Genomic DNA, 25562 nt, shown 5'->3' with positions numbered 1-25562 from the left:
CCATCACAACTCCGAAATCACCTGCTCCATCGGGAATCGTGATTTCGGCAGATTGGCGTTGAAGTCTTCCGCGCTGCGATAACCCAGTGCGGCGATCACCACACTGGTCAGGCCTTGTTCGCGCAGGCCGAGTTCTTCGTTGAGGATGCGCATGTCGAAGCCTTCGATGGGCGTGGCGTCGATCTCCAGTGCGGCGGCACCCAACAGCAGGGTGCCGAGGGCGAGGTACACCTGCTTTTCCATCCAGTGCTGCGTGTCTTTTAAGTCGTAGCGGTGCAGGCCGGTGTAGAAGCTGCGGCCCTTGCTTTGTGCCGCCTTGGCTTCGGGCGTGGGATAGCGTCCATCGGCTTCTTCCTGCGCGAGCAGGCTGGCGAGGTGGGCGTCATCCATGGTGGTGCGGGCGCAGAACACGACGACGTGGGAGGCGTTGAGTATCTTGGTGCCATTGGCTGCGTAAGCGCCTTGCTGCGCGGCCTTCGCGATGCGCGCCTTGCCGACTTCGCTGGCTGCAATGATGAAGTGCCAAGGCTGCGAGTTGATCGACGAGGGGGAGTAGCACAACAGGGTCTTGAGTTGCTCGACCTGCGCTGCGGGTATTTTGCGTGCGGGATCGTAGGCTTTGCAGGTGTGGCGGTTCAGGGCGATGCGGGCGATGTCCATGCGAGTCTCCAAGTTCAAGATGAGCTGATAGCTTGAGGCCGGGCAGGATTATGCCTGAATCACTTTTTGCTTCTTTGCACTTCCGCCAGACCCAACGCATCCCACCCTTCGTGCCCCAGCTTGCGCATGGTCTCCATGTTCTTCTCGAAGATCATTTCGGCCTCGGGGAAAGCGGCCACGGCCTCGTCGATGCTGTCTTCGCGGATCAGGTGCAGCGTGGGATACGGCGAGCGGTTGGTGTAGTTGGTGATGTCGTCCGCTTCGGTATCGGCGAACTGGTAGTCGGGGTGCATGCTGGCGACTTGCAGCTCGCCCGCCAGATCGACCTCTTCCAGCGCGGCATCCACCACGGCGAGGAAATCGTTGTAGTCGAGGAAATCGGTCAGCACCTGCGGATGGATCAGCAGTGTGGTGTCGATCTTGTCGCGCGGCGTCTCGGCCAGCAGCTCCAGTTCGCGCAACACATCGACCAGCAGTTCATCCGGCGTCTGTGCGGCGCTCACGAAATAGCGTATCTGTTTCTTGACGTGCACGCCCTTGGCGAACGGGCACAGATTGAGGCCGATGACGGCCTTTTCCAGCCACAGCGTGGTGTCGGCGATGGCTTGTTCGTTGCTTACGGTTGTGTTCATAGATACTCCATAGTCCGTTCGCCCCGCGCCTGTCGAAGGGCTTGCTGATATTACAAGTGGTTCGACAAGCTCACCACGAACGGTCATTGATGTTTATCGGCCACGCCCGCCGGAACGGTGCTGTGCACCTGATGGCGCACTACCGCGCCCTGCACCACCCGCCGGTTTGGCGCCGCCTGTGCGCGGAGCACCGCCTGCGCGAGCCTGACCGCCGCCACTACGCGGTGCGGATTGACCGCGACCTTGTCCTTGACGTTGACCACCGCCACGATTCGAACCGTTCAGGATAGGCTCGGCCTTGATGCGCGGGTCGACATCGAAACCAGGCACATTCACCACCGGGATCTCGCGCTTGATAAGGCGCTCGATGTCACGCAGCAGTTTATGTTCGTCGACGCATACCAGCGAGCTGGCTTCGCCTTCGCTGCCCGCACGGCCTGTGCGGCCGATGCGGTGCACGTAGTCTTCCGACACGTTGGGCAATTCGAAGTTGACCACATGCGGCAGTTCGATGATGTCGATGCCGCGTGCTGCGATGTCGGTGGCGACCAGCACTTGCAGCTTGCCGGTCTTGAACTCGGCCAGCGCGCGCGTGCGGGCAGCCTGGCTCTTGTTGCCGTGGATCGCCATGGCGGAGATGCCGTCCTTGTCGAGCTGTTCAGCCAAACGGTTGGCACCGTGCTTGGTGCGCGTGAACACCAGCACCTGGAACCAGTTGTGTTCCTTGATGAGATGCGTCAGCAGTTCACGCTTGCGTTCACGGTCAACCGGGTACACGCGCTGTTCGATCAGCTCGTTGGCCTGGTTGCGACGCGCCACTTCGATCAGCGCCGGGTTGGTCAGCAGACCGTCGGCCAGTATCTTTATCTCATCGGAGAAGGTGGCGGAGAACAGCAGGTTCTGGCGTTGCTTCGGCAACACGGCGAGGATCTTCTTGATGTCACGGATGAAGCCCATGTCCAGCATGCGGTCGGCTTCGTCCAGCACCAGTATCTCGACTTGAGACAGGTTCACCGTCTTCTGTTGCAGGTGATCGAGCAGACGGCCGGGGGTCGCCACCAGGATGTCGACGCGGCCGTGCAGTTGCTTGATCTGCGGATTGATGTTGACGCCGCCGAACATCATCATGGATTTGAGCGGCAGGTGTTTGCCGTACAAACGCACGCTCTCCTCTACTTGGGCGGCGAGCTCGCGCGTGGGCGTGAGCACCAGTGCGCGGATGGGCGCCTTGCCGACGACATTCTTTTCCATCAGGCGTTGCAACAGCGGCAGTGTGAAGCCGGCGGTCTTGCCGGTGCCGGTCTGCGCGCCGCCCATGAGGTCACCGCCTTTGAGGATGACAGGGATGGCTTGGGCTTGAATGGGGGTTGGTTCGGTATAACCGCGCTCGGTGACGGCGCGGACGAGTTCTTCGGACAGGCCGAGGGATGCGAATGACATAGTTGTGCTTTCTTCTTGGTACAAACGGCCTGTCGCCCTGATGGGGCGCCAGTCTGAGGCTGAATGAGGTGGGTGTTGCGAACCGGAATCGGCGGCAATCACTAGACTGAAACGAGATTGCGGCGCGGAGTGTAACAGAAGCCTGTCATTCTCAACGAAGCAATTCCAGGCCCCGCTCATCTATACCTATGCATATGCATTTCGGCATATGGCATGGCAGCGGATATTTATGCATGATGCGCCCAAGCGTATCAATCACTCAGACTCAGGAACCACGATGAACACAGAATTGTCGCTCTCCGCCACCGAACAGACCCTGAATGGCATCTTCATCCCGCCCTGTCCCGCCACGCTGACCGAACTCATGCGCGAGATCAAACATCCGGAAGCCAGCCTGGAAAAGATCGCGCAGCTGATCAGCAGGGATGCGGGCATGCTCGCTCCCTTGCTGAAACTGGCCAATTCGCCCTTCGTAGGCCTGCGCACGAAAGTGACCTCGGTCATGCATGCGGCCAACATACTGGGCCTGCGGAACATCATGAATCTGGTGCACAACATCGCCTTGCGGCAGAGTCTGGGCGGCGAGGGGCAGAGCTTCGACAAGTTCTGGGAACGCTCCACCATCGCCGCCAGCGTCGCCGAAAAGATGGCAGCCAAGTTCCCGACGGTATCGCGCGAGGAAAGCTATATCGCAGCATTGTTCCACGACTGCGGCATTCCGGTGCTGATGCAGAAGTACCCGGACTACCGTGCCACTGTCATGGCGGATGGCAAGCAAGGCATTCCACTCTGCGAAACAGAGGATAAACACTACTCCACCAATCATGCCGTGGTCGGCAATATGCTAACGCGCTCCTGGGCGCTGCCGGCCCGGGTCAGCATGGCCATTCTTCTCCATCATGACGAGACGATCTTCACCTCGCCCGACAACCGTGCCGGTGCAGACGTCCGAGACCTGATCGGACTGATACATATGGCAGAGAATGTCACGGACGAGCATCTGCATGTCCGCGACAAGGATTGGGACAAGCATGGCGAGCTTGTACTGGCGCACTTCGAGCTGTCCGAGCAGGAGTTCTCAGAGCTCAAATGGGACATGCTGGCTTTCCTGAACGGCGAGTAAGTTCGCCCGGATCCTTAAATGCAAAAAGGCCAAGCCGGATTCCGGCTTGGCCTTTTTGCATCGAACGATGCGCTGAGGTTACACGTTGAACAGGAAGTTCATCACGTCGCCGTCCTGCACGACATATTCTTTTCCTTCCACACGCATCTTGCCCTTCTCCTTCGCACCGGCTTCACCGCCGCAGGCGATGAAATCCTCGTAGGAGATGGTCTGCGCGCGGATGAAGCCCTTCTCGAAGTCGGTATGGATGACCCCTGCCGCTTGCGGTGCGGTGTCACCCTTGTGGATGGTCCATGCGCGCACTTCCTTCACACCGGCGGTGAAGTAGGTCTGCAGGCCGAGCAAGTCGTAGCCGACACGAATCAGACGGTTCAGGCCGGGCTCTTCCAGACCGAGGTCTGCCAAAAATTCCTTTTTGTCGGCATCGTCGAGATCGGCCAGCTCCTGTTCGATCTTGGCGCACAGCGCCACCACCGGTGCGCCCTCTTTCGCGGCATGTTCGCGCAAACGATCCAGATACGGATTGTTCTCGAAACCGTCTTCCAGCACGTTGCCGACATACATCGCCGGTTTGATGGTGAGCAGACACAATGGTTTGATGAGCTCGATCTCTTCACCGCTCAGGCCGAAGGTACGCGCCGGCTTGCCTTCGTTCAGATGCGGCAGCAGCTTTTCCAGCAACGCAACCAACTTGATTGCGTCCTTGTCGCCGGATTTGGCTTTCTTGCCGTCGCGGTGGATGGTGCGCTCCACCACGGCCATATCGGCCAGCGCCAGCTCGGTCAGAATGACTTCGATGTCGGAGATGGGATCGACCTTGCCGGCCACGTGCACCACGTTCTCGTCGTCGAAACAGCGCACGACGTTGACGATGGCATCCGTCTCGCGAATGTTGGCGAGGAACTGGTTGCCCAGACCTTCACCTTTGGACGCGCCCGCCACCAGACCCGCGATATCGACGAACTCGACGATGGCGTATTGCATGCGTTGCGGATTGACGATCTTGGCCAGACCATCCATACGCGGATCGGGTACTTCGACGATGCCGACGTTGGGTTCGATGGTACAGAAGGGATAGTTCTCCGCCGCGATACCCGCCTTGGTGAGGGCATTGAACATGGTGGACTTGCCCACATTGGGCAGACCGACGATTCCGCATTTGAGACTCATGGTTGTTTCCTTGGTTAATTGCTGTGCAGCTTCAACATCGCCGCTTCCAGTTTGCCTTCGATGATCAGCGCGGCAACATCCTGTGCGCGTTGCGATGCCTCATCGATCAAACCCTGCTCTTCCTTGCGCGGTGCGTTCAGCACGAAATTCACCACTTCCGCGCGATCACCCGGATGGCCTACACCGATACGCAAACGCCAGAAGTCCTTGCTGCCAAGATGCGCGATGATGTCCTTCAGGCCGTTGTGTCCACCATGGCCGCCGCCCAGTTTGAGCTTGGCACTGCCCGGCGGCAGGTCGAGTTCGTCATGCACCACCAGTATCTGTGCCGGGACGAACTTGTAGAACTGTGCCAGCGCCCCCACGGCGCGGCCGCTCACATTCATGAAGGTCTGCGGCTTGAGCAGATGCACCTCATGCCCGTGTAGATTGGTCTTGGCGACAAGGCCGTGGAACTTGCTGTCGGCCTTGAAGTTGGCGTTGTGCATACGCGCGAGCTCATCCACCCACCAGAAACCTGCGTTGTGGCGCGTGGATTCATACTCCTTGCCGGGATTACCCAGCCCGACGATGAGTTTGATCGGTTCGCTCATAATGAAAAAACCCGCCATGCACCGTCAGATGACATGGCGGGTTGTTCCTGTTGCGTATTACTTCTTGGCTGCAGGTGCGGCGGCAGCAGTAGAAGCGGCGGACGCGTCTGCTGCAGCGGCAGCTTCGGCAGCAGCTTCGACATGGCCGCGCGGCACTGTGACCGTCGCCACTGCATCGGCAGCGTGGTGATGGGTCGCCACTTCAACGCCCTTGGGCAGCTTGACGTCGGAGATGTGGATGGAGTGTCCCAGTTCCAGACCGGCCAGATCGATCTCGATGGCTGTCGGCAGGTCTTTTGCCAGACAAGCGATATCAAGTTCATTCAGCACGTGGGTGATGATGCCGCCACCTTGCTTCACGCCCGGTGCGATCTCGGCGTTCACGAAGTGCAGAGGCACCTTCATGTGCACCTTCTTCTTGGCATCGACGCGCTGGAAGTCAACGTGTTGCACTTGCTGGCGGAACGGGTGCATCTGGAAGTCGCGCAGCAGCACGGATTCCTTCTTGCCTTCCACTTCCAGCGACAGCACGGAAGCGTGGAACGCTTCGTTCTTCAGTGCGAAATAGATGGTGTTGTGATCGAGTTCGATCATGACTGCATCGCCGGAACCGTACACGACGGCGGGGACGCGGTTCGCTTTGCGCAGACGGCGGCTCGCACCCGTTCCTTGCACTTGGCGTTTTGTTGCGCTGATTTCGATAGACATTTTTACTTCTCCACTTCAATTGGAACGCTCCGCGACCAGAGCATTCCGGGTTGTGTGATGACCGACATGGTCACCACTTGAAACTCAATCTACGAACAGGGAGCTGACGGACTCTTCCGCATTGATGCGGCGCAGCGTCTCGGCCATCAGCTCGGCGACGCTGAGCTGGCGGATACGCTTGCAGTTACGCGCGTTCTCCTGCAACGGGATGGTGTCGGTCACGACCAACTCGTCGATGGCGGACTTCTCGATACGTTCGATGGCCGGACCGGACAGCACGCCGTGGGTACAGTAGGCCAGCACGCGGGTGGCGCCCTTCTCTTTCAGCGCATTGGCGGCTTCGCACAGTGTGTTGGCGGTATCGACCATGTCGTCCATGATCAGACAGGTACGGCCAGCCACGTCACCGATGATGTTCATCACCTTGGCCACGTTCGGCTTGGGACGGCGCTTGTCGATGATGGCGAGGTCGGCGTCCAGCTGTTTGGCCAGTGCACGCGCACGCACCACACCGCCGACGTCGGGCGACACCACGATCAGGTTGGGATAATCATTGCGCCACACATCGGACAGCAGGATGGGGCTGGCGTAGATGTTGTCCACCGGGATATCAAAGAAACCCTGGATCTGGTCGGAGTGCAGGTCCATGGTCAGCACGCGGTCTACACCCGCGCTGCTCAACATGTTCGCTACCACTTTGGCGGTGATCGCCACACGTGCAGAACGCGGACGGCGGTCCTGGCGGGCATAGCCGAAATAAGGGATGGCGGCGGTGATGCGGGCGGCCGAGGCGCGGCGCAAGGCATCGACCATCACCATGACTTCCATCAGATTGTCGTTGGTCGGGGCACAGGTCGATTGCAGGATGAACACATCCTTGCCGCGTACATGTTCAAGGATCTCCACCATCACTTCGCCGTCGGAGAAACGGCTGACGGTTGCGCGACCAAGATGGATACCCAGATGCCTAGCTACGCTTTCAGCCAGCTTGGGATTGGCATTGCCGGTGAAAACCATCATGTCGCCGGACATCGGGAGCACCTCTAGTAGAAAAATGAAAAGGGCGCGAACGCCCGTCGATACTTGAATGAACTGGCTGGGGAGGTAGGGATCGAACCTACGAATGTCGGAATCAAAATCCGATGCCTTACCACTTGGCGACTCCCCAAAAACCTTATGCAGCGAATTCCCTGAGAGGGTGCTGTTGCAAGCCGTGCGCGACAAATCCGCGCATATCCGGCGGCAACTGCTGCAATACCGCTTTTGCTTCCGATTCCGTTGCGAACTCGGCAAAAACGCAAGCGCCTGAGCCTGTCATCATCGCCGGGGCAAACTGCGCCAACCAGGCAAGATGTTCCGCAACTTCGGGGTACAACTTGCAGGCCACGGCCTGCAGATCGTTGTTCAAACCGGCTTGTCGACCGGCCCGAAATACTTCCCCCTTCGGAAGGGCGCGCATTGTCATCGAAATCGTATTTCGTGTCAATTCGGAATGCGTAAAAATCTTTGCCGTCGGCACATGCACCGGCGGACACAGCACGACATACCAGGCTTCCGGCAGGCCGTACGCCTGCAGACGCTCGCCGACGCCTTCGGCAAAGGCATTGTCGCCGAACACGAACACCGGCACATCCGCCCCCAGCGTCAGGCCCAGCGCCATCAGTCGTTCGCGGCTCAAACCCAGTCCCCACAGCTTGTTCAGGGCCAGCAAAGTGGTGGCCGCATCCGAGCTGCCTCCACCCAGACCGCCGCCCATGGGGATGCGTTTCTCGACCTCGATATCCACCCCCAGCTTGCAGCCGGTCTCCTGTTGCAACAGACGCGCGGCACGCACGCACAGATCCTGCTCAGGCGGCACGCCTTCCAAGGCATTGAGTCGACACACCTGGCCGTCGTCGCGCAGCGTGAAATGCAGTGTGTCGTTCAGGTCGATGAAACGGAACAAAGTCTGCAGCAAGTGATAGCCGTCTTCGCGGCGGCCGACCACATGCAGGAATAGGTTCAGCTTGGCAGGTGCGGGACATACCAGCGTTTTCATCGCGCCTCCCATTCGTCGATCAGCACGCGCACTTCCATGCCTGCGCGCTGCAAGCTCAGACGCAAGGGCAACGCGTCACGTCCTTCGCCCGCATAGCGCATGTAACGGATGGTCCAGCCCTGCTGATACAGCATGGAGATGCGGCCTGCCGCATCTTGTTCCCGAAGGAATTCCCCACCCGGTGCGGGCAAGGCCGCAATCCAGTAACGCAAGCCGGAAAGCGGCAACTGCCAGCCCAGCAAGTCTTGCGTGAGCGTCTCGGCATCCTGCGCGACATGGGTCTTGCCTTCCGCTTCCAGCGTCACGCCCTGTTTGTCGGAAGTGATGCGTGCCACGACTTGCCCCAGCGGGGCCAGCAACAGGACTTCGTCCGAAGCTGCATCATGCGTCCAGCGCAGACCAGCACTGTCGCGCCGTTCAGGCTGGATGATCGCGATTCGTCCATTTATGACGAATGGCGCATCGACTGCAACAGGTCGCTGCACGACGGTCGGCGTCGTGGCGCAGGCGGACAGCAACAAGGACAACAGGACTAACCGGCGCATCGGGTCAAGGCAGGAACTTGTGGATCACATCGCGCAACAGGGTGTTGTCGGGATGCGCTTGTTCGCTGGCGCGCCAGACTTTCTGCGCGGCTTCGCGCTCCCCCTTCACCCACAGCACCTCACCCAGATGGGCGGCGATCTCGGGATCGGGATTGGCCGCATAGGCGCGGCGCAGGAATTCCAGACTCTTGTCCAGTTGCCCAGAACGGTAGTAGCCCCACCCCATGCTATCGATGATGGCCGCATCATCCGGTGCCAGCCGGTAGGCTTTCTCAACCAGCGCCAGGGCTTCCGGGATGCGGATGTTGCGCGCCAGCCAGCCGTAACCCAGTGCGTTATAGGCATGCGCATTGTCCGGCTCGATCTTGATCAACTTGCGGATCAACCGTTCGAAGTCTTCATGCTTGTCCAGCCGGTCGGCCAGCAGGGCGGCCTGGTAAAGCAATTCCGGCTGCTCGGGGAAATTCTTCAGTCCGCGCATCAGCGTCTGAAAACTTTCAGCATACTGGCCGGCTTCACGCAGGAACTGCGCATCCACCATCAGCAGTTGCACGCGCTGTGCATCCTCCTTCGCCTCGGTCTGCGCCAGCGTCTTGCGTGCAGCCTGCAACTCGCCCTGTTTATTCTGCAGATAGGCGATGCGCAAGCGCGCGGCATACAGCCTGTCGCCACCCTGTATCTCGCGGTATTGCTGCAGCGCGGCCGGCCAGTCCTGCTTCGCCTCGTACAGTTGGCCGAGATAGAAACGCAGCGTGTCGTTGTCGCCCCCCTTACCGGACAAAGCCTGACGCAGTTCCTGTTCTGCCCTGTCCAGCTCGCCCAGCTGCAGCGAGATCATGGCGATGGCGAATGCCAGCTCGGCACTGCCCGGCCGCTGTTCCAGCAGCTTGGCGAACTGGTCGCGTGCCGGCTGATACTGTTTCTGTTCCAGCAACATGCGCGCGTAGAACAGCCGCACCTCGTTACGTTCCGGATGTGCTTTCAGAAAGCGCGACAGCATCGCGACAGCGCGCTGCGGGTCGTTGTGCTGTGTCTGCTGCGCGGCGAGCATCACCGCCAGATCCCAGTCCGGTTTCAGCTCCAGCGACTTGTTCGCTTCTGCCAGTGCCACTTCCTGCTTGCCGGCGGTGATAGCGGTCTGCGCCAGCGCCCAATGCGCCTCGGCGACCTCAAGATAAGGCTGCGCCACTTCGGTCAGCCAGTCCAATGCGGCGGCCTTGTCCTGCACGCGCGCCAGCAAGCCATACAGACTCATGAAGGCACGCCCCTTCTGCGGTTCAGCCGCCAGCATCTCGATAACCAGGGGACGCGCCTCGTCCAGCTTTCCGCCGGAAAGCAGCAACGAGACCAGCATCTGCTTCGCTAGCGGCGAGGTTGGTTCCAGCTCCTGCCATAGCTTGAACGCCTCCAGCGACTGGTCATACTGATGTGCTTCGAAGGTAAGTTGCGCGGCGCGGCGCGCCACACGCGGATCGCGGGTGGTACGTGCCAGATCGAGATATGCTTGCGCTGCCAGTTCGGGACGGCCGCGTTGTGCCGCGATGTCGCCCAGCAGGAATCCATACATCAGGCGATCCGTCAGTTCGACATCGGGCAGATCCAGTCTGGGTTCGGGAGCGATCTGCTCCAGACGACCATGCTGCGAGCTATCGCTGGCTGGCTCGTCAGTAGCCGATCTCTGCGGCGTGTTCGCGCAGGCTGCCAGCATGAGTATCAGCGGCAGGGCAAGGATTCGTGTCGGAAAGATCATCTAGGGCCCGAGTGTTTTGATGCGAGCCGACATATTAGGTTATATTCGTCGCAACTCAAAACCGCGCGACTCCCGCCCCATATGCCTGCTCCAACCACGCTTTCCGCCCGCAATCTGGTGCGCTTTCACGGCAAACGCCGGGTCGTGGACGATGTGTCACTGGAACTGCGCCGCGGCGAGGTACTGGGATTGCTGGGCCACAACGGTGCAGGCAAAAGCACCACGCTGATGATGCTGTCCGGCGCGCTGCAACCGAACAGCGGCAGCGTAGCGGTCTGTGATTTCGATCTGGCGCGGCGAGCTGATCTGGGAAAGGCCTGTCTGGGTTTTCTGCCGGAACATCCCCCTTTGTATCGTGATATGCGCGTGGATGACCAGCTGCTGTTCGCCGCCCGCTTGCACAAGGTGAGCAAGGCACAACTACCCGAATATCTGGAACTGACGAAACGACGTTGCGGCCTGCTGGACTGGGGACGACGGCTGGTGGGCGAACTTTCCAAAGGTTACCAGCAGCGCGTGGGCATCGCACAGGCCATCATCCACCAGCCCGCCGTGGTCATACTGGATGAGCCCACGGTCGGCCTGGACCCGGCGCAGATCCGCGACATCCGCGCACTGATCAGTGAATTAGGCGACAGCAGCAGCGTGATCCTGTCCACACACTTGTTGCACGAGGTCGAGCAAGTGTGTGATCGCGCCGTGATCCTGCGCGAGGGACGCTCGATCTTCAATGGCACGCTGGACGAATTGCGCGCGCACAGCGACATCGAATCCAGCTTCCTGCGCCTGAACGCCGATGCGGAAAGCGAGCACGCATGATCCGCACCCTCGCCCGCAAAGACCTGCACACCCTGTTCAGCGCGCCCTCGACCTGGATGATGCTGGCACTGTTGCAGTTCATCCTCGGCTGGTTCTTCCTCGCACGATTGGACGATTACCTGCAAGTGCAAACCCAGTTGGCGCAGATGGACGACGCACCGGGTGCGACCATCTCCATCGCCGCCCCGTTGGCCAACCTGCTCGCCCTGTTGCTGCTGATGCTGACGCCCCTGTTCAGCATGCGCTTGATCGCGGAAGAGCGGCGCAACCAGACCTGGCTGCTGCTGGCGACTTCCCCGCTCTCTTCCGCACAGATCGTGCTCGGCAAGTTCGCCGGCCTGCTGGTGCTGCTCTCCCTAGTCATACTGGCCGCCGTGGCGATGATGGCGCTGCTGGCGCTGGGTACGCGAGCCGATGTCGGACTGATCCTGTGCAATCTGCTCGGCCTGTGGCTGCTGGCCGCCGCCTATGCCGCGCTCGGCCTGTATTTCTCCGCTGTCAGCCGCCAGCCGGTGGTCGCCGCCTTCACTGCACTGGCCGTCTCGGTCACGCTGTGGCTGCTCGATATGGCGGGCGGTCTGTTGCGCGCTTTGTCACCCAACACGCATTTCCAGAATCTGAACTCGGGCTTGCTCAGCAGTGCTGACATCGCCTATTTCGTGCTGTTCTGCACCTTCTTCCTGATGCTGACCATCCATCATCTGCGGCGAGAACGGGGAGGCCATTGATGACTCGCCCGTTGATCTATCGCAGCCTGTTCTACATAGCCCTGATCGTAGTCTGTGTCGCCCTGTACCAACTGGCGGCACGTTTTCCGTTGCAGCGTGATTTCACGCAGAACGAGTTGAACAGTCTGGAAGCAGGCAGCGTGCACATACTGTCCCAGCTCGACAAGCCGCTGGACATCACCGTCTACGCCACAGAGCAGGATGCCAAGCAGGGCGACGTACGCAAACTGGTGAGTGATTTTGTCGCACTGTACCAGCGCTACAAACCTGACATCAGCCTCACTTTTGTCGACCCTTTGAAAGAGCCGGAAGCCGTGCGCAAGTCCGGCATACGCGGCAACGGCGAGATGGTGGTGAATTACGCCGGCCGCAGCGAGCACTTGACCACGCTGAACGAGCAAACGCTGACCAGCGCCTTGATGCGCCTCGCCCGCAACCGTGAACAATGGGTGATGTATGTGAGCGGCCACGGCGAACGCAAATTGGACGGTGAGGCCAACCACGATCTGGGCGAATTCGGCCGCAGGCTGACGCAGAACGGTTATCGCGTCACCTCCCTCAACCTGACCGTCGCGCAGGAAGTGCCGGACAACATCGGCCTGCTGGTCATCACCCAGCCGCAAAAGAAGCTGTTCAAAGGTGAGATCGCAAAATTGCTGCGCTTCGTGGAACGCGGCGGCAACCTGCTGTGGCTGCTGGATGCCGAGCCGCTGCGCGGCCTGGAGAGCCTGGCCGAACAACTGCATATCGAACCACTGCCGGGCATGATCATCGACCCAGCAGCGCAGCAATTGGATGCGCCCAAGGACTGGACACTGGGAGGCGGCTATCCGCCGCATCCCGTCACGCGCGACTTCGATCTGATCACCGCCTTCCCCTATGCCGCTGCCTTGAGCGTGGACGACAGCGAAAGCTGGACGCATCACACTCTGGTGGAAGGCGCGGCCAACGGCTGGGTGAGCCAGCGACGCGACATGCGTTTCGATGCGACCCAGGATGTGCCCGGCCCGTTCAGTCTGGCTCTCGCCCTGCAACGCGACGGCCCGGAACATGAGCAACGCATCGTGGTGGTCGGCAGTGCTGCTTTTCTATCGAACGCGTATTCAGGCAACGGCGGCAACCTTGATCTGGGCATGAACATGGTGAATTGGCTGGCAGGCGACGAGCAATTCATCACCCTCGCCCCGCACACCGCCAAGGATGGCGCGCTCACCTTCAGCAGACATCAACTGACTGTATTCACGTACAGCCTGCTGCTGGTGCTGCCGCTGCTAATGATCGCCATCGGCGGCTGGCTGTGGTGGCGCAGACATCACACCGCCTGATGCCCGAGTTACCCGAAGTCGAAACCACGCTGCGCGGCATCGCGCCGCATCTGCATGGCGCGCAAGTCACAGATGTCATCGTGCGCCATGCGCAACTGCGCTGGCCGATCCCCGCTGAATTGCCTGCTCTGCTGCTGGGACGCGAGATCCTCGCATTGCAGCGCCGCGCGAAATATCTGCTGATCGCATTCGAGCACGGCACGCTCATCCTGCATCTGGGCATGAGCGGCAGCCTGCGCATCCTGCCGCACGGCACCCCTCCGGAAAAGCACGACCACTTCGACCTAGTCCTGCACAACGGCAAGCTGATGCGCCTGCGCGACCCGCGCCGCTTCGGGGCGGTGTTGTGGCACGAGGGCGATATCGCCGCACACCCGCTGCTGAGTCGTCTCGGGCCGGAGCCGCTGAGCGAAGCATTCCATGCGGACTACCTTTATCGCGCGACACGGACACGCAGCGTCGCCATCAAACTGGCACTGATGGACAATCATCTGGTGGTCGGCGTGGGCAACATCTACGCCAATGAGGCATTGTTCCGCGCCGGCATCCGTCCGCAACTGGCAGCCGGGAAGTTGTCCCGCGCCCGCTGCGCGGCTCTGGTACAGAACGTGCAGGAGGTTTTGCGCGCCGCCATTGAGAAAGGCGGCAGCACACTGCGCGACTTCATCCACAGCGACGGTTCCAGCGGCTATTTCCAACAGCATTATTTCGTCTACGGACGCGGCAACGAAGCTTGCCTCCGCTGCGGGACGCCTGTCCGCATCATCAAGCAAGGACAGCGCTCGACCTTCTATTGCCCGCAATGCCAACGTTGAACGGCGGTTCCGATCATGATGTTTCGGCCGTCCTGATCACTACCCCCATGCAACAAACGCAACACTTTCTTGTTAAGATGCGCGGCATGACACCTGCCACTCCCCATCGACGCATCGTACTCGGCATCACCGGCGGCATCGCGGCCTATAAGGCGGCGGAACTGGCGCGTCTGCTGATCAAGCAGGGTGTCGAGGTGCAAGTGGCGATGACCGATGCAGCGACACATTTCATCACGCCCGCCACCCTGCAGGCACTCACCGGTCAGCCCGTGCTGCTCGACCAATGGCAGGACGACAAGGGTATGTCGCATATCCACAGCAGCCGCATCGCCGATGCCATCGTGATCGCGCCCGCCACGGCCGACTTCATCGCCAAGCTGGCGCATGGCCTGGCCGACGATCTGCTATCCACGCTCTGCTTGGCACGCGATTGCCCGCTGCTGGTCGCACCGGCCATGAACAAGCAGATGTGGTCGAATGCCGCGACACAGCGCAACGTCCGACAACTGGCTGCGGACGGCGTGACGCTGCTCGGCCCGGTCAGCGGGGTGCAGGCCTGCGGCGAGGAAGGCATGGGCCGCATGCTGGAAGCGGAAGCGCTGGCACAGGACATCCTGACTGCCTTGTCCGTAGCAAGCTCCGGTGAACTGGCGGGCGTACGCCTGCTCATCACCGCCGGCCCGACCTATGAAGCCATCGACGCGGTGCGCGGCATCACCAACCGCAGCAGCGGCAAGATGGGTTACGCCGTCGCGCAGGCTGCGCTGGAGATGGGCGCGCAAGTCACATTGGTCTCCGGCCCGGTCTCGCTCACGCCGCCCGCCGGTGCGCGCGTGGTGGATGTCACCTCGGCAGCGGAGATGTTCGCAGCGGTGCAGCAGGCCGTACCATCGAGCGACATGTTCATCGGTGTCGCTGCGGTTGCGGATTACCGTGTGGCCCAGCCGAGTGAACAAAAGATCAAGAAGAGCGACGCCAGCCTGAATCTGCAGCTGGTGCCTAACCCGGACATCCTCGGCTGGGTCGCCAGTCAGCCCAAAGCCCCGTTCTGCGTGGGCTTCGCTGCGGAGAGTGAGAAGCTGCGCGAGCACGCCACGGCCAAACGCAAGAAGAAGAACATCCCGTTGCTCGCCGCCAATCTGGCGCAGGACGCCATCGGCGCCGATGACAACGAACTCGAGCTGTTCGACGATGCGGGTGAACATGTATTACCGCGCACCGACAAATCGACTCTGGCTCGCGCCCTGTTGCGTCATGCCGCCATGCTTTACAAGAAAGGGAACCAGACATGAAGAAAGTGGACGTCAAGATACTCGACCCGCGCCTGCACGATCATCCGCCGATGTATGCCACACCGGGCTCTGCCGGCATCGACATGCGCGCCTGCATAGACGAAGCCGTCACCATTCGGCCGGGACAATGCGAACTGATTCCCAGCGGCATCGCGCTGCACCTCAACGACCCCCACTATGCCGCGATGATCCTGCCCCGCTCCGGCCTCGGCCACAAGCATGGCATCGTGCTCGGCAACTTGGTCGGCCTGATCGACTCCGACTATCAGGGCCAGATCTTCATCTCGGTCTGGAACCGCGGTTCACACCCCTTCGAACTGATGCCGATGGAGCGTATCGCGCAGTTGGTCATCGTGCCGGTGGCACAGGTGCAGTTCAATATCGTGGAAGAGTTCCCGCACAGCCATCGCGGTGCGAACGGATTCGGCAGTACCGGCAAGCACTGACACATCGGACAGACCAAACAAAAAAGCCCGCATCGCGGGCTTTTTTGTTTGGCGGCTGGGCTGCTCAATCAGTGATGCAACTCCACCTTCAGTTCGGTGCGATCACCACGACGCACCGAAACCTTTTCGCTGCTCTTGGCATAGCCATCCAGTTCGAAACGCAGCTGGTAGATACCCGCCGGCATCTCGGCTTCCAGCGGCGTCAAGCCGTAATAAACATCGTCGACATAGACCTTGACGTTACCAGGCACCGAAGTCAGCACCAGCATGCCGGTTGCGGCGACCGGTTTGATAGTCGCTGCGGCCGGCGGAGCGACGACCGGTGGTGCACCTGTATAGACCGTCACACCCGGCGCGGCTTTGGCCACACCCGCCGCACCGAACAGTTCAGGGCGGGTCGCCATCAGCACAGACAGGATCGACTCGCTGGTCTTATGGCTGACCGTAGCCAATCCAGATTTCAGCAAGGCTGCCACATCGCCTTTGCTGTTACCCGAGACCCCGGCATAGCGTTCCTTCTTTTCAGCTACCACGCCGGACCAGATGACGCGCCCGCTGGTAGCATCGGTCAAGGTCGATTCGATGGCGATGCTCAGATAATCTCGTTCCTTGATGTCCACTGACAGCGTCTTGACCACTCCGCTCAACTGGAACTGCGCCTGGTCGGCCTCGACGAATTGCAAGCCATCGTCGCTCAAACGCTTCTTCATGCTGGCACCGACCACCGCCGCCACCTCGCTATCCAGCATGATGTCCTTACCTGTCATGCCCAACACACGGGTAGTCGCCACACCCAGCAGATGCGGATCGGATACATCTCGCGCATCCTGGTATGTCGACAGTCGCACCAACACCGGATATTTCTGCTGACGGGCGGTAGGCGAAGGTTTCTCGTCGACATGCATATAGATCGCATTCCCCGGCTCCTGGGTACCCGCACACCCAGCAAGCATTGCAACCAGAAAGCCCGCTGAGAATAGCCACTGCAATTTCAACATTGAACGTTCCTTGTATGTTGGTAGCGCAAGCCCTGAAAACGGGCGAGCGAACTTAACTCTGGGCGATGACCGCTTCGATCTCGGTAAAAGTGCTAGCCAGCTCGAAACTCTGCACTTGCGCACCGAGCTGGCGAGCGATCTGGGTGATGGAGAACAAACCGCAAATGGTCTGCGTGCCGTCAGGTGCCGTCGAAGCCGCCATCGAGTGTTGGCGATGTGCCGCCTTCAGCGTCATCACCACGTCACCGACCTTGGCCTTCTTGACATCTTCGATATCCAGCACTTCCATCTCGCGCTGCGTGGTCATGATGTCGCGCACCATGATGTCGGCATGCGTGCCGCCCATGCTCTGCAGGAAACGCATCGGCTTCTCGCCCAGCACATCGGTGGCGGTGATCAGTCCGGCGATCTGTTCGTTGTCGTCCAGCACCAGCAACATACGCACGCCGTACTTGATCATCTTGGCGTTGGCTTTGTCCATCGAGGTCTTGGCACGCACGCTGACCACCGAGACCTTGGTCAGGTCCGTCATGACATCCGTCGCCGGGCTGCTGAGTTTGACGCGCTCCGGCAAGACCTGAGTCGGTCGTACGAAGGAAGAACCGGTCTTCAATGCTGCGGATGCCAACGGCTTGTACTGGGTGATCATGAGTCCTCCTGATTGAAATGAACAGCTGCTATTTTTGCGTTACCAGATGCTCCTGACCGCGCAGGGCGGGCAGGAAACGCACCAGTTCGTTGAGCGCCAAACGATATACGTCCCGTTTGAAATCGATCACAGTGTCCAGCTCTATCCAGTACTCGGTCCAGCGCCAGGCGTCGAACTCGGGATGTCCGGATGCGCGCAACGACACATCGCAATCCCGTCCTGTCAGACGCAAAAGGAACCAGATCTGCTTTTGCCCCTTGTAATGCGAACGCGACTTACCCCAACTTTGCGGCACATCGTAACGCATCCAATCCCGGGTCCGGCCCAATATCTTCACATGGCAGGCATGCAGGCCCACTTCTTCGTGCAGTTCACGGTACATCGCCTGTTCCGGCGTCTCACCGTGCTGAATGCCCCCTTGCGGGAACTGCCATGCGTCCTGCCTGATACGTTTGCCCCAGAATACCTGATTCTTTGCGTTGGTCAGAATGATGCCGACGTTCGGGCGATAACCTTCACGGTCTATCATGATTCGCCCCATACATTTTTCGATGGCCGGATTGTTCCACATTTCAGCCCTGCAGGAAAGACGGGACTGGCCGCTTGCAGTAGAATCGCGCCCTCTTACTTACGCCCCACGAGTCGATAACATGCGCGTTTCAAAATTCTTCATCTCCACCCTCAAGGAAGCTCCTGCCGAGGCCGAACTGCCCAGTCACCGCCTGATGCTGCGCGCGGGCTACATCCGCAAACTTGCCAGCGGACTGTACACCTGGATGCCTTTGGGACTGCGCGTGCTGCGCAAAGTCGAAGCCGTGGTGCGCGAAGAGATGGACAAGAGTGGCGGCATCGAGCTGCTGATGCCTGCCGTGCAGCCCGCCGAACTGTGGCAGGAGACCGGCCGATGGGATGTGTTCGGCCCGCAGATGCTGAAGATCCGCGACCGCCACGACCACCAGTTCTGCTTCGGCCCCACGCACGAGGAAGTCATCACCGACATCGCCCGCCGCGAGGTGAAGAGCTACCGCCAGCTGCCGCTGAACTTCTACCAGATCCAGACCAAGTTCCGCGACGAGGTACGCCCCCGTTTCGGCGTGATGCGCGCGCGCGAGTTCATGATGAAGGATGCCTACTCCTTCCACGCCGACTTCGAGAGTCTGGAACAGACCTATCAGGTGATGTACGAGACCTACTCGCGCATCTTCACCCGTCTGGGCTTGCAGTTCCGCGCCGTAGCCGCGGACACCGGCGCAATCGGCGGTTCCGGCTCGCACGAGTTCCATGTGCTGGCCGATTCCGGTGAAGACGGATTGGCCTTCTGCCCGAACTCGGATTACGCCGCCAACGTGGAGCTGGCCGAAGCGCTTGCGCCTGCAACGTCTCGTGCCGCAGCAAGCGAAGAGATGCGCGATGTCGCCACACCGAGCCAAACCACTTGTGAAGATGTCGCCAAGTTGCTCGACATCCCACTGCAGCGCACGGTGAAACTGCTGGCGGTGATCGCCGAAGATAAGTTGGTCATCCTGCTACTGCGCGGCGACCACAGCCTGAACGAGATCAAGGTGAACAAGTTGCCCGGTCTGTCCGAATTCCGCTTCGCACGCGAAGACGAGATCCGCGCCTTCTTCAACTGCCCGCCGGGATTCCTCGGGCCGGTCGGAATCAACCGCAGCCTGACGCGCGTGATCGCAGATCGCAGCGTCGCCGCGATGAGCGATTTCGTGGCGGGCAGCAACAAGCCAAAATTCCACACCGCCGGCATCAACTGGGGACGCGATCTGCCCGAGCCGGATCTGGTTGCCGATATCCGCAACGTGGTCGCTGGCGACCCGTCGCCGGACGGCAAAGGCACGCTGGAACTGTGCCGCGGCATCGAAGTCGGCCACATCTTCCAGTTGCGCACCAAGTATTCCGAAGCGCTTCAAGCCACTTATCTGGACGAGAACGGCAAAGCACAAGTTATAGAGATGGGCTGCTACGGCATCGGCGTGTCGCGCATCGTGGCCGCCGCCATCGAACAGAACTTCGATGCACGCGGCATCGCGCTGCCGGCCGGCATGGCGCCCTTCCAGGTCGCCATCGCGCCGATCGGCTACAAGAAGAGTGAGGCGGTGAAAGCCGCCGCTGACCAACTCTATGCCGAGTTGCAGGCAGCCGGTATCGAAGTGTTGCTGGACGACCGCGACGAACGCCCCGGGGTGATGTTCGCCGATCTGGAACTGATCGGCATCCCGCACCGCATCGTGATCGGCGACCGCAGTTTGAAAGAAAGCAACGTCGAGTATCAGGGCCGCAAGGACGAAGCCGCCCAAGTCGTCGCCTTGCAAGATGTGCTCAAGCTCGTACAATCCAAACTATGAAATTGAAAACCCTCAACAGATCCAGCTTGTTACTGTCGCTTGCGGCGGTGGGTTTGTGTCTGTCGTTCTCGGCCCAGGCCGGTGCGCAGAAGGAGGAACAGCTTTCTGCCAGCGTACGTGCGATGCTGCATCGCGCGGTATCCGACCAGGCTGCCCCAAAACTGGCCTTCGCCTCGCAGCAGGAAGCGCAGGCTTGGCTGGACGAGATGTCGCGGCGCTTGGAAAAACGTATGCCCGATGCGAACTACCGATTTGATTTCCTGAGCACGGTGCACTATGAGGCGACGCGTGCCGGACTGGATCCGCACATGGTGCTGGGGTTGATCGAGGTGGAGAGTCGCTTCAAGAAGTATGCGGTTTCAAAAGCCGGTGCGCGCGGCTACATGCAGGTGATGCCGTTCTGGACCAAAGCCATCGGCACGCGCGACCAGAACCTGTTCCACCTGCGCACCAACCTGCGTTACGGCTGTACCATCCTGCGACACTATCTGGATATCGAAAAAGGCAACTTGTACCGTGCACTGGGGCGTTACAACGGCAGTCTGGGAAAATCCAAATATCCGAACCTGGTCAAATCAGCCTGGCAGAAGCACTGGCAATCGCCGTTCAGCACCCCGCGCCAGGAAGGCTAGATCACTGCTTGCTCTTGATGTAGGACTCGACGCTGCTGCGCGTCAACATGCCTTCCTGATAACTGACCAACTCCCCTTTGGGATCGTAAAGGTAGGATGTGGGCAACACGCTCACCTCGCCCACTTGCGCGGCCTGATCGTAGTCGCTGACCGCCACAGGATATGAGATCGCAAAACGGTTGACGAACTCGCGCACCGACTTCTCGGTGGAATCGAGCGCGACGCCGATCACCACCAGATCCTTGCGTCGGTGTGCCTCATGCAGTTCGACCAGATCGGGGATCTCTTCCAGACAGGGCGGACACCAGGTCGCCCAGAAGTTCACCAGCACCCATTTCCCCTGATAGTCGGACAGGCGCTGCGGCTTGCCCTTGATGTCCTGGAACACGAAGGGCTGTGCCTGCAGTGGCGCCAGCCAGAAGGCCAGCACCAGTAGCGTCAGCGCCGACCGGAAAGACATCAGTGCCCCGCCTTGTCGCCTTCATCGCCGCTCGCGGCGTGACTTTCGGAAGCATGCGTCCAGTACAAGGCCAATGCCACCAGCGCGATGCTCGCACCCAGATAGACCAGATCCAGCGGCGTCGCGATGTGCATGGTGATCGCCTCTTCGAACAGGGTAACGATCAGGATCATCAGGATCACCTTGGCCAGTTTGGATTTCAGATCGTCCAGGCTGTTGATCACCATAATCTTGCTTGCGGCCTTGCTACCATGTGCCTGGTCGATGTCGCTGATAAACAGCTCATACAGACCCAGCGAGAAGATCAGCATCACCGTTGCCAGCAGATAACCGTCCACCACCTCGACGATATGCGACACGGTGCTGTCATGCAGCGCCTTGCGCGCCTCCTCACTCAGTGAGGAATCGGCATAGTGCAGCGCATGCTGGAACAGATAGATCACGTCGACCGTGGCCATGTAGAAGATAGCGAAGCCCGCCAGCAGACTGCCAATGACCGCGGTCAGCACCACAAAGCGGCTGTTCCACAGTACGCCTTCGAACAGTTGTTCAATGAATTTCATTTCTTCTCTCCTGGTTGATTCATGTGGCGGGATTCAAGCGGCGCGCATTAAAACCGAAAAGCCCGGCGACAGCAACCGTTCAGACCGGGGTTGCCCAGATGTCGCGCAGGGTCTGCTGCGCTGATCCGTGCATGCGCTGTTCCAGCGCGGCGAACCAGGCCGTTATATGCGGATCGGCCGCCTGTTTGGGCATGCCAGATGTATCCAGCAGAAACAGGCGTATCAGCTCGGATACGGTGACATATTCCGGCGCACGCACCATCCCCCACCCCTGCTCGGACAGCTTGCTCACGACCTTCGCATCGCCCAGCTTCTGCAGGATATGCTCGACATCTTCATAGCCGAGTCGCAGCTGGCGCGAAAGACTATGCAGGACTTGGACCTCACCTGTCTTCAGGCCTTCGTCCATGAGTTTGAGCATATGCAGCGCGAAATAAAGCTGAGTCGGCTGATCCTTCCCGAATGAATGTTCGCTACGCCAGTGCGGGATGGCAGAGGAGATGATGGCGCCGAACAGCAGCATCAACCAGGACAGGTATATCCACAGCAGGAATATCGGCAGGCTGGCAAATGCGCCATACACCAGCTTGTAGGACGGAAAATGGGTGATGTAGTAAGCGAACGCCAGATTCATGGATTCGAAGGCGAAAGCCGCAATCACACCACCGATCAGCGCATGCCGGATGGGTACATAGCGATTGGGCACGACGCTGAACAGCAGAGTGAAGGCTGCCGCAGTCAGGATCAGCGGAAACACCTTCAGGATAGAGATGCCGCCAAACGGCACATGCTGTGCATAGCCGGCCGACACGCTGGTCAACCATGAGGTCAAGGACAGGCTGGCGCCGACCAGCAAGGGCGCGAGGGTGATGACCGCCCAGTAAACCAAGATACGTTGCACCAGCTTGCGCTGTCTGGATACGCGATAGATACGATGGAATGCGTTGTCTATGGTCATCATCATCATCATCGCGGCTATGCCGAGGAATACGATGCCCACCGCCGTCAATCTGGAGGCGCTTTGCGCGAATTGTTCCACGTAGCGCGTGATCATCCGGCCCCCCGTCTCGGGCAGCATGTTGGACAGCACATAAGACTTGATCGCGCTCGACATGTCGGAAAAGACGGGGAAGGCGGCGAACACCGTCAGCATGATGGTGATCAAAGGCACCAGTGACAGCAAGGTGGTGAAAGTCAGGCTGGCCGCCATCTCCATGCAGCGGTCATCACGCAGGCGCACGGAGACAAAGCGCAAGAAACGCAACGCGTCCAGCACATCCTGTTTTAGACGTTCCATATTCCAACCCGACTCAATACAATGCGCCCATGATAACCGACAAAATCACTCCGCATGACCACGGCCGCACGGCACGCCAGTTACTGCGGGCACATCGCTACGGCGCACTGGGCACGCTATCGAAAAAGTTCGACGGCCATCCCTTCACATCCATCACGCCTTACATGGTCGATCACGATGGCAGCCTGCTGATCCTGATCAGCGGATTGGCGGAACACACCAAGAACATCCTCAACGATTCTCGTGTCAGCCTGATCACCCACAATCAGGATGACCCGCACATCCAGACGCAGGGAAGAGTCACCTTAGTCGGACATGCCGTGTTCCAGCCCGACAGAGAACGTTGCGGCAAACGCTACCTGCGCTACTTCCCAGAAGCGCAGACCTACTTCGACATGGCCGACTTCAACTTCTACCGCATCACCCCGCTGGCGATCCGCTACATCGGCGGCTTCGGCGACATACACTGGGTCAAGACCGAGAACTATCTGGTGCCGCGCCATGCATTGATGGAAGAGGAAGAGATACTGCTTGCCGAGTCGAACGCCCGAACAGCAGGATCGACCACACAATGGCTAGGAGTGGATTGCGATGGTTACGATCTGAAGATAGACGGCAAGACACAGCGCCATGCGTTCAAGGGAGTCGCCCGGACCGCAGCAGAAGCCCGCACAGCCATTGCGGACGGCCCAAGCTAGCCGCGCACACCTTTCAACTCCAGTGGCTGCGGCTCGCTGGCAGGCAGTTTCTCCGGAGAAGGAAGCTCAACCCCCCGCTTTTCCGCATGCACTTTTGAACCCGATTCAGGACGGCTCTCGATAAAGTGCACCGCCTTACCTTTGCTGACTTTCTCAGGCTTTGGACTGGAGACTTTCTCGGCAAGCGGCACCGCCCCTGCTGTTGTAGCAGCAAAAGCCAGCGCCACCCCAAACATCAGGATCAGGCGACAGCTCTGCTTGCTCGCCTCAGTCATGCATCTCAGACCTGCGGATGTGCCCGCTCAGTACCGGTATGCAGCTTGTTCAGCGCATTCAGATAGGCCTTGGCCGAAGCAGTCACGATGTCGGTATCCGCACCCTGCCCGTTCACCACGCGCCCGCCCTTGGCCAGACGCACGGTCACTTCGCCCTGCGCATCGGTGCCGCTGGTGATGTTGTTCACCGAATAAAGCAGCAGCTCGGTGCCACTCTTGGCGATCTGCTCGATGGCTTTGAATATCGCATCCACCGGACCGCCGCCCTGTGCATCGGCATGCGCTTCCTTGCCCCCGATGCTCAACACCACACGTGCTACCGGCAGCTTGCCGGTCTCGGAATGCGCCCCCATGGCCGTCAGGCGGTAATGCTCGCTCACCTGTGCCGCTTCCTCGTCGCTTACCAGCGCCTGCAGATCCTCGTCGAAGATCTCGTGTTTCTTGTCGGCCAGATCCTTAAAGCGCGCGAAAGCGGCATTCACCGCTTCTTCGCCGTCTAGCACGATACCCAATTCCTGCAGGCGCGCGCGGAACGCGGCACGGCCGGAGTGCTTGCCCATCACCATCTTGTTCGCGCCCCAGCCCACATCTTCGGCGCGCATGATCTCGTATGTCTCGCGGTGCTTGAGTACGCCGTCCTGGTGGATGCCCGACTCGTGCGCGAAGGCGTTCGCGCCGACGATGGCTTTGTTCGGCTGGATCGGATAACCGGTGATGCTGGACACCAGCTTGGAGGTCGGCACGATCTGCGCGGTATCGATGCCCGTGTCGCAGCTGAACACATCGCGGCGGGTCTTGATCGCCATCACAATCTCCTCCAGCGAAGCATTGCCCGCGCGCTCGCCCAGACCGTTGATGGTGCACTCCACCTGGCGAGCGCCGTTCATCACAGCGGAGAGCGAGTTGGCGGAGGCCATCCCCAGATCGTTGTGACAATGGGTGGACCAGATCACCTTGTCGCTGTTCGGCACACGTGCGATCAGATCCTTAAAGCGCTCCCCCCACAAGGCGGGGATGCTGTAACCCACTGTGTCCGGAACGTTCAGTGTCTTCGCACCCGCCTGGATCACCGCGTCGAACACGCGTATCAGGAAGTCCATCTCGGAGCGCACCGCATCCTCGGCCGAGAACTCCACATCATCTGTGTATTCCAGCGCCCACTTCACCGCCTGCACCGCGCGCTCCACTACCTGATCCTCGGTCATGCGCAGCTTGTGCTGCATGTGGATGGGCGAGGTGGCGATGAAGGTGTGGATACGCCCCCGTTTGGCCGGCTTGATCGCCTCCCCTGCCGCACGCACATCCTTCTCGTTGGCACGCGCCAACGAACAGACAGTGGAATCCTTGATGACCTCGGCGATGGATCGGATCGCGTCGAAATCGCCCGGACTAGCCGCCGCGAAACCGGCCTCGATCACATCCACGCCCAGCTTCTCCAGCTGGCGCGCAATGCGCAACTTCTCTTCTTTGGTCATTGATGCGCCCGGGCTCTGCTCGCCGTCGCGCAAGGTGGTGTCGAATATGATCAGTTTGTCAGTCATTTTTA

At 60.1% G+C, this 25562-nt stretch carries 28 protein-coding genes and 1 tRNA gene; 10 read left to right on the top strand and 19 right to left on the bottom strand.

Annotation, left to right across the window (positions count from 1 at the left end; all coding sequences use genetic code 11):
* Nucleotides 1–3: 3 nt before the first annotated feature.
* From nfsB to ACYCZ5_RS00825, 3 genes are all read right to left on the bottom strand, one after another.
* Nucleotides 4–660, bottom strand: a complete 657-nt coding sequence (nfsB, locus tag ACYCZ5_RS00835) for an oxygen-insensitive NAD(P)H nitroreductase (RefSeq protein ID WP_461542867.1) — start codon at nucleotides 658–660, stop codon at nucleotides 4–6.
* Nucleotides 661–719: 59 nt separating this feature from the next.
* Nucleotides 720–1292 (bottom strand): DUF1415 domain-containing protein, encoded by a 573-nt coding sequence (locus tag ACYCZ5_RS00830; protein ID WP_461542866.1) that lies wholly within the window; start codon nucleotides 1290–1292, stop codon nucleotides 720–722.
* Between the two features lie 93 nt (nucleotides 1293–1385).
* A complete protein-coding gene (locus tag ACYCZ5_RS00825; protein WP_461542865.1) occupies nucleotides 1386–2732 on the bottom strand; it encodes a DEAD/DEAH box helicase in 1347 nt (448 codons plus the stop codon).
* A gap of 277 nt (nucleotides 2733–3009) precedes the next feature.
* Between ACYCZ5_RS00825 and ACYCZ5_RS00820 the strand changes: the two genes are divergently transcribed.
* Complete coding sequence (locus tag ACYCZ5_RS00820; protein WP_461542864.1) at nucleotides 3010–3855, top strand: HDOD domain-containing protein; 846 nt, start codon at nucleotides 3010–3012, stop codon at nucleotides 3853–3855.
* 78 nt (nucleotides 3856–3933) lie between these two features.
* Here ACYCZ5_RS00820 and ychF read toward each other — a convergent pair whose 3' ends face one another.
* The 8 genes from ychF to ACYCZ5_RS00780 all read right to left on the bottom strand — a co-directional run bounded on the left by ychF (nucleotide 3934) and on the right by ACYCZ5_RS00780 (nucleotide 10659).
* Nucleotides 3934–5025 carry a redox-regulated ATPase YchF gene (gene ychF, locus ACYCZ5_RS00815; protein WP_461542863.1) on the bottom strand — a complete coding sequence of 364 codons (1092 nt, stop codon included), beginning with the start codon at nucleotides 5023–5025 and terminating at the stop codon, nucleotides 3934–3936.
* 14 nt (nucleotides 5026–5039) lie between these two features.
* Nucleotides 5040–5618: an aminoacyl-tRNA hydrolase gene (gene pth / locus ACYCZ5_RS00810; protein WP_461542862.1), complete on the bottom strand. Its 579-nt coding sequence runs from the start codon at nucleotides 5616–5618 to the stop codon at nucleotides 5040–5042.
* A gap of 57 nt (nucleotides 5619–5675) precedes the next feature.
* Nucleotides 5676–6326: a 50S ribosomal protein L25/general stress protein Ctc gene (locus ACYCZ5_RS00805; protein WP_461542861.1), complete on the bottom strand. Its 651-nt coding sequence runs from the start codon at nucleotides 6324–6326 to the stop codon at nucleotides 5676–5678.
* A gap of 84 nt (nucleotides 6327–6410) precedes the next feature.
* Nucleotides 6411–7358: a ribose-phosphate diphosphokinase gene (locus ACYCZ5_RS00800; RefSeq protein ID WP_461542860.1), complete on the bottom strand. Its 948-nt coding sequence runs from the start codon at nucleotides 7356–7358 to the stop codon at nucleotides 6411–6413.
* A 61-nt stretch (nucleotides 7359–7419) separates the two neighbouring features.
* Nucleotides 7420–7494, bottom strand: a tRNA-Gln gene (locus ACYCZ5_RS00795).
* Nucleotides 7495–7500: 6 nt separating this feature from the next.
* Nucleotides 7501–8364 (bottom strand): 4-(cytidine 5'-diphospho)-2-C-methyl-D-erythritol kinase, encoded by an 864-nt coding sequence (gene ispE / locus ACYCZ5_RS00790; protein ID WP_461542859.1) that lies wholly within the window; start codon nucleotides 8362–8364, stop codon nucleotides 7501–7503.
* The gene (lolB, locus tag ACYCZ5_RS00785) at nucleotides 8361–8909 is read right to left on the bottom strand and encodes a lipoprotein insertase outer membrane protein LolB (RefSeq protein WP_461542858.1); all 549 of its coding nucleotides are present in this window, start codon (nucleotides 8907–8909) and stop codon (nucleotides 8361–8363) included. Before lolB ends, ispE begins: the two co-directional genes overlap by 4 nt.
* 4 nt (nucleotides 8910–8913) lie before the next feature.
* Nucleotides 8914–10659 (bottom strand): tetratricopeptide repeat protein, encoded by a 1746-nt coding sequence (locus ACYCZ5_RS00780; protein WP_461542857.1) that lies wholly within the window; start codon nucleotides 10657–10659, stop codon nucleotides 8914–8916.
* Between the two features lie 81 nt (nucleotides 10660–10740).
* Here ACYCZ5_RS00780 and ACYCZ5_RS00775 point away from each other — a divergent pair, with 81 nt between their 5' ends.
* From ACYCZ5_RS00775 to dut, 6 genes are read left to right on the top strand one after another with little or no spacing between them, the layout of a single operon-like run.
* The gene (locus ACYCZ5_RS00775) at nucleotides 10741–11478 is read left to right on the top strand and encodes an ABC transporter ATP-binding protein (protein WP_461542856.1); all 738 of its coding nucleotides are present in this window, start codon (nucleotides 10741–10743) and stop codon (nucleotides 11476–11478) included.
* A complete protein-coding gene (locus ACYCZ5_RS00770) occupies nucleotides 11475–12206 on the top strand; it encodes an ABC transporter permease (protein WP_461542855.1) in 732 nt (243 codons plus the stop codon). The genes ACYCZ5_RS00775 and ACYCZ5_RS00770 overlap by 4 nt, the downstream gene beginning before the upstream one ends.
* The gene (locus tag ACYCZ5_RS00765; protein WP_461542854.1) at nucleotides 12206–13531 is read left to right on the top strand and encodes a GldG family protein; all 1326 of its coding nucleotides are present in this window, start codon (nucleotides 12206–12208) and stop codon (nucleotides 13529–13531) included. Before ACYCZ5_RS00770 ends, ACYCZ5_RS00765 begins: the two co-directional genes overlap by 1 nt.
* Complete coding sequence (gene mutM / locus ACYCZ5_RS00760; protein ID WP_461543350.1) at nucleotides 13531–14346, top strand: bifunctional DNA-formamidopyrimidine glycosylase/DNA-(apurinic or apyrimidinic site) lyase; 816 nt, start codon at nucleotides 13531–13533, stop codon at nucleotides 14344–14346. Before ACYCZ5_RS00765 ends, mutM begins: the two co-directional genes overlap by 1 nt.
* A gap of 47 nt (nucleotides 14347–14393) precedes the next feature.
* Nucleotides 14394–15638 carry a bifunctional phosphopantothenoylcysteine decarboxylase/phosphopantothenate--cysteine ligase CoaBC gene (gene coaBC, locus ACYCZ5_RS00755; RefSeq protein ID WP_461542853.1) on the top strand — a complete coding sequence of 415 codons (1245 nt, stop codon included), beginning with the start codon at nucleotides 14394–14396 and terminating at the stop codon, nucleotides 15636–15638.
* Nucleotides 15635–16084, top strand: a complete 450-nt coding sequence (gene dut / locus ACYCZ5_RS00750; protein ID WP_461542852.1) for a dUTP diphosphatase — start codon at nucleotides 15635–15637, stop codon at nucleotides 16082–16084. Before coaBC ends, dut begins: the two co-directional genes overlap by 4 nt.
* 68 nt (nucleotides 16085–16152) lie before the next feature.
* On the opposite strand, the gene ACYCZ5_RS00745 is transcribed toward dut, so the two are convergent.
* Genes ACYCZ5_RS00745 through ACYCZ5_RS00735 form a run of 3 tightly spaced genes read right to left on the bottom strand, consistent with a single transcriptional unit; the run spans nucleotide 16153 to nucleotide 18260 of the window.
* Complete coding sequence (locus ACYCZ5_RS00745) at nucleotides 16153–17082, bottom strand: PEGA domain-containing protein (protein ID WP_461542851.1); 930 nt, start codon at nucleotides 17080–17082, stop codon at nucleotides 16153–16155.
* Nucleotides 17083–17134: 52 nt separating this feature from the next.
* Nucleotides 17135–17731: a CBS domain-containing protein gene (locus ACYCZ5_RS00740; RefSeq protein ID WP_461542850.1), complete on the bottom strand. Its 597-nt coding sequence runs from the start codon at nucleotides 17729–17731 to the stop codon at nucleotides 17135–17137.
* 28 nt (nucleotides 17732–17759) lie between these two features.
* A complete protein-coding gene (locus tag ACYCZ5_RS00735; RefSeq protein ID WP_461542849.1) occupies nucleotides 17760–18260 on the bottom strand; it encodes an RNA pyrophosphohydrolase in 501 nt (166 codons plus the stop codon).
* A 121-nt stretch (nucleotides 18261–18381) separates the two neighbouring features.
* Here ACYCZ5_RS00735 and ACYCZ5_RS00730 point away from each other — a divergent pair, with 121 nt between their 5' ends.
* Complete coding sequence (locus ACYCZ5_RS00730; protein ID WP_461542848.1) at nucleotides 18382–20091, top strand: proline--tRNA ligase; 1710 nt, start codon at nucleotides 18382–18384, stop codon at nucleotides 20089–20091.
* Nucleotides 20088–20723: a lytic transglycosylase domain-containing protein gene (locus ACYCZ5_RS00725; protein WP_461542847.1), complete on the top strand. Its 636-nt coding sequence runs from the start codon at nucleotides 20088–20090 to the stop codon at nucleotides 20721–20723. Before ACYCZ5_RS00730 ends, ACYCZ5_RS00725 begins: the two co-directional genes overlap by 4 nt.
* Nucleotide 20724: 1 nt before the next feature.
* On the opposite strand, the gene ACYCZ5_RS00720 is transcribed toward ACYCZ5_RS00725, so the two are convergent.
* The 3 genes from ACYCZ5_RS00720 to ACYCZ5_RS00710 all read right to left on the bottom strand — a co-directional run bounded on the left by ACYCZ5_RS00720 (nucleotide 20725) and on the right by ACYCZ5_RS00710 (nucleotide 23043).
* Nucleotides 20725–21183: a TlpA family protein disulfide reductase gene (locus ACYCZ5_RS00720; RefSeq protein ID WP_461542846.1), complete on the bottom strand. Its 459-nt coding sequence runs from the start codon at nucleotides 21181–21183 to the stop codon at nucleotides 20725–20727.
* Complete coding sequence (locus ACYCZ5_RS00715; protein ID WP_461542845.1) at nucleotides 21183–21746, bottom strand: YqhA family protein; 564 nt, start codon at nucleotides 21744–21746, stop codon at nucleotides 21183–21185. Before ACYCZ5_RS00715 ends, ACYCZ5_RS00720 begins: the two co-directional genes overlap by 1 nt.
* A 79-nt stretch (nucleotides 21747–21825) precedes the next feature.
* On the bottom strand, nucleotides 21826–23043 hold the full coding sequence (locus tag ACYCZ5_RS00710; RefSeq protein ID WP_461542844.1) for a YihY family inner membrane protein: 1218 nt from the start codon (nucleotides 23041–23043) through the stop codon (nucleotides 21826–21828).
* A gap of 29 nt (nucleotides 23044–23072) precedes the next feature.
* On the opposite strand from ACYCZ5_RS00710, the gene ACYCZ5_RS00705 reads away from it, so the two are divergent.
* Nucleotides 23073–23741, top strand: a complete 669-nt coding sequence (locus tag ACYCZ5_RS00705) for a HugZ family pyridoxamine 5'-phosphate oxidase (protein ID WP_461542843.1) — start codon at nucleotides 23073–23075, stop codon at nucleotides 23739–23741.
* On the opposite strand, the gene ACYCZ5_RS00700 is transcribed toward ACYCZ5_RS00705, so the two are convergent.
* Complete coding sequence (locus tag ACYCZ5_RS00700) at nucleotides 23738–24016, bottom strand: hypothetical protein (protein ID WP_461542842.1); 279 nt, start codon at nucleotides 24014–24016, stop codon at nucleotides 23738–23740. The two genes, ACYCZ5_RS00705 and ACYCZ5_RS00700, sit on opposite strands and share 4 nt — an antisense overlap.
* Nucleotides 24017–24021: 5 nt before the next feature.
* A complete protein-coding gene (locus ACYCZ5_RS00695) occupies nucleotides 24022–25557 on the bottom strand; it encodes a 2-isopropylmalate synthase (protein ID WP_461542841.1) in 1536 nt (511 codons plus the stop codon).
* Between the last annotated feature and the right edge of the window lie 5 nt (nucleotides 25558–25562).

Source organism: Sideroxydans sp., from assembly GCF_054604835.1.
The sequence above is the reverse complement of the archived record's forward strand: the minus strand, read 5'-3'. Positions and strand labels throughout refer to the sequence as shown.

Excerpts from the sequence above, each read along its gene's own strand:
- nfsB (WP_461542867.1), bottom strand. The coding sequence starts at position 660 with ATGGACATCGCCCGCATCGCCCTGAACCGCCACACCTGCAAAGCCTAC.
- ACYCZ5_RS00830 (WP_461542866.1), bottom strand. The coding sequence starts at position 1,292 with ATGAACACAACCGTAAGCAACGAACAAGCCATCGCCGACACCACGCTG.
- ACYCZ5_RS00825 (WP_461542865.1), bottom strand. The coding sequence starts at position 2,732 with ATGTCATTCGCATCCCTCGGCCTGTCCGAAGAACTCGTCCGCGCCGTC.
- ACYCZ5_RS00820 (WP_461542864.1), top strand. The coding sequence starts at position 3,010 with ATGAACACAGAATTGTCGCTCTCCGCCACCGAACAGACCCTGAATGGC.
- ychF (WP_461542863.1), bottom strand. The coding sequence starts at position 5,025 with ATGAGTCTCAAATGCGGAATCGTCGGTCTGCCCAATGTGGGCAAGTCC.
- pth (WP_461542862.1), bottom strand. The coding sequence starts at position 5,618 with ATGAGCGAACCGATCAAACTCATCGTCGGGCTGGGTAATCCCGGCAAG.
- ACYCZ5_RS00805 (WP_461542861.1), bottom strand. The coding sequence starts at position 6,326 with ATGTCTATCGAAATCAGCGCAACAAAACGCCAAGTGCAAGGAACGGGT.
- ACYCZ5_RS00800 (WP_461542860.1), bottom strand. The coding sequence starts at position 7,358 with ATGTCCGGCGACATGATGGTTTTCACCGGCAATGCCAATCCCAAGCTG.
- ispE (WP_461542859.1), bottom strand. The coding sequence starts at position 8,364 with ATGAAAACGCTGGTATGTCCCGCACCTGCCAAGCTGAACCTATTCCTG.
- lolB (WP_461542858.1), bottom strand. The coding sequence starts at position 8,909 with ATGCGCCGGTTAGTCCTGTTGTCCTTGTTGCTGTCCGCCTGCGCCACG.
- ACYCZ5_RS00780 (WP_461542857.1), bottom strand. The coding sequence starts at position 10,659 with ATGATCTTTCCGACACGAATCCTTGCCCTGCCGCTGATACTCATGCTG.
- ACYCZ5_RS00775 (WP_461542856.1), top strand. The coding sequence starts at position 10,741 with ATGCCTGCTCCAACCACGCTTTCCGCCCGCAATCTGGTGCGCTTTCAC.
- ACYCZ5_RS00770 (WP_461542855.1), top strand. The coding sequence starts at position 11,475 with ATGATCCGCACCCTCGCCCGCAAAGACCTGCACACCCTGTTCAGCGCG.
- ACYCZ5_RS00765 (WP_461542854.1), top strand. The coding sequence starts at position 12,206 with ATGACTCGCCCGTTGATCTATCGCAGCCTGTTCTACATAGCCCTGATC.
- mutM (WP_461543350.1), top strand. The coding sequence starts at position 13,531 with ATGCCCGAGTTACCCGAAGTCGAAACCACGCTGCGCGGCATCGCGCCG.
- coaBC (WP_461542853.1), top strand. The coding sequence starts at position 14,394 with ATGCAACAAACGCAACACTTTCTTGTTAAGATGCGCGGCATGACACCT.
- dut (WP_461542852.1), top strand. The coding sequence starts at position 15,635 with ATGAAGAAAGTGGACGTCAAGATACTCGACCCGCGCCTGCACGATCAT.
- ACYCZ5_RS00745 (WP_461542851.1), bottom strand. The coding sequence starts at position 17,082 with ATGTTGAAATTGCAGTGGCTATTCTCAGCGGGCTTTCTGGTTGCAATG.
- ACYCZ5_RS00740 (WP_461542850.1), bottom strand. The coding sequence starts at position 17,731 with ATGATCACCCAGTACAAGCCGTTGGCATCCGCAGCATTGAAGACCGGT.
- ACYCZ5_RS00735 (WP_461542849.1), bottom strand. The coding sequence starts at position 18,260 with ATGATAGACCGTGAAGGTTATCGCCCGAACGTCGGCATCATTCTGACC.
- ACYCZ5_RS00730 (WP_461542848.1), top strand. The coding sequence starts at position 18,382 with ATGCGCGTTTCAAAATTCTTCATCTCCACCCTCAAGGAAGCTCCTGCC.
- ACYCZ5_RS00725 (WP_461542847.1), top strand. The coding sequence starts at position 20,088 with ATGAAATTGAAAACCCTCAACAGATCCAGCTTGTTACTGTCGCTTGCG.
- ACYCZ5_RS00720 (WP_461542846.1), bottom strand. The coding sequence starts at position 21,183 with ATGTCTTTCCGGTCGGCGCTGACGCTACTGGTGCTGGCCTTCTGGCTG.
- ACYCZ5_RS00715 (WP_461542845.1), bottom strand. The coding sequence starts at position 21,746 with ATGAAATTCATTGAACAACTGTTCGAAGGCGTACTGTGGAACAGCCGC.
- ACYCZ5_RS00710 (WP_461542844.1), bottom strand. The coding sequence starts at position 23,043 with ATGGAACGTCTAAAACAGGATGTGCTGGACGCGTTGCGTTTCTTGCGC.
- ACYCZ5_RS00705 (WP_461542843.1), top strand. The coding sequence starts at position 23,073 with ATGATAACCGACAAAATCACTCCGCATGACCACGGCCGCACGGCACGC.
- ACYCZ5_RS00700 (WP_461542842.1), bottom strand. The coding sequence starts at position 24,016 with ATGACTGAGGCGAGCAAGCAGAGCTGTCGCCTGATCCTGATGTTTGGG.
- ACYCZ5_RS00695 (WP_461542841.1), bottom strand. The coding sequence starts at position 25,557 with ATGACTGACAAACTGATCATATTCGACACCACCTTGCGCGACGGCGAG.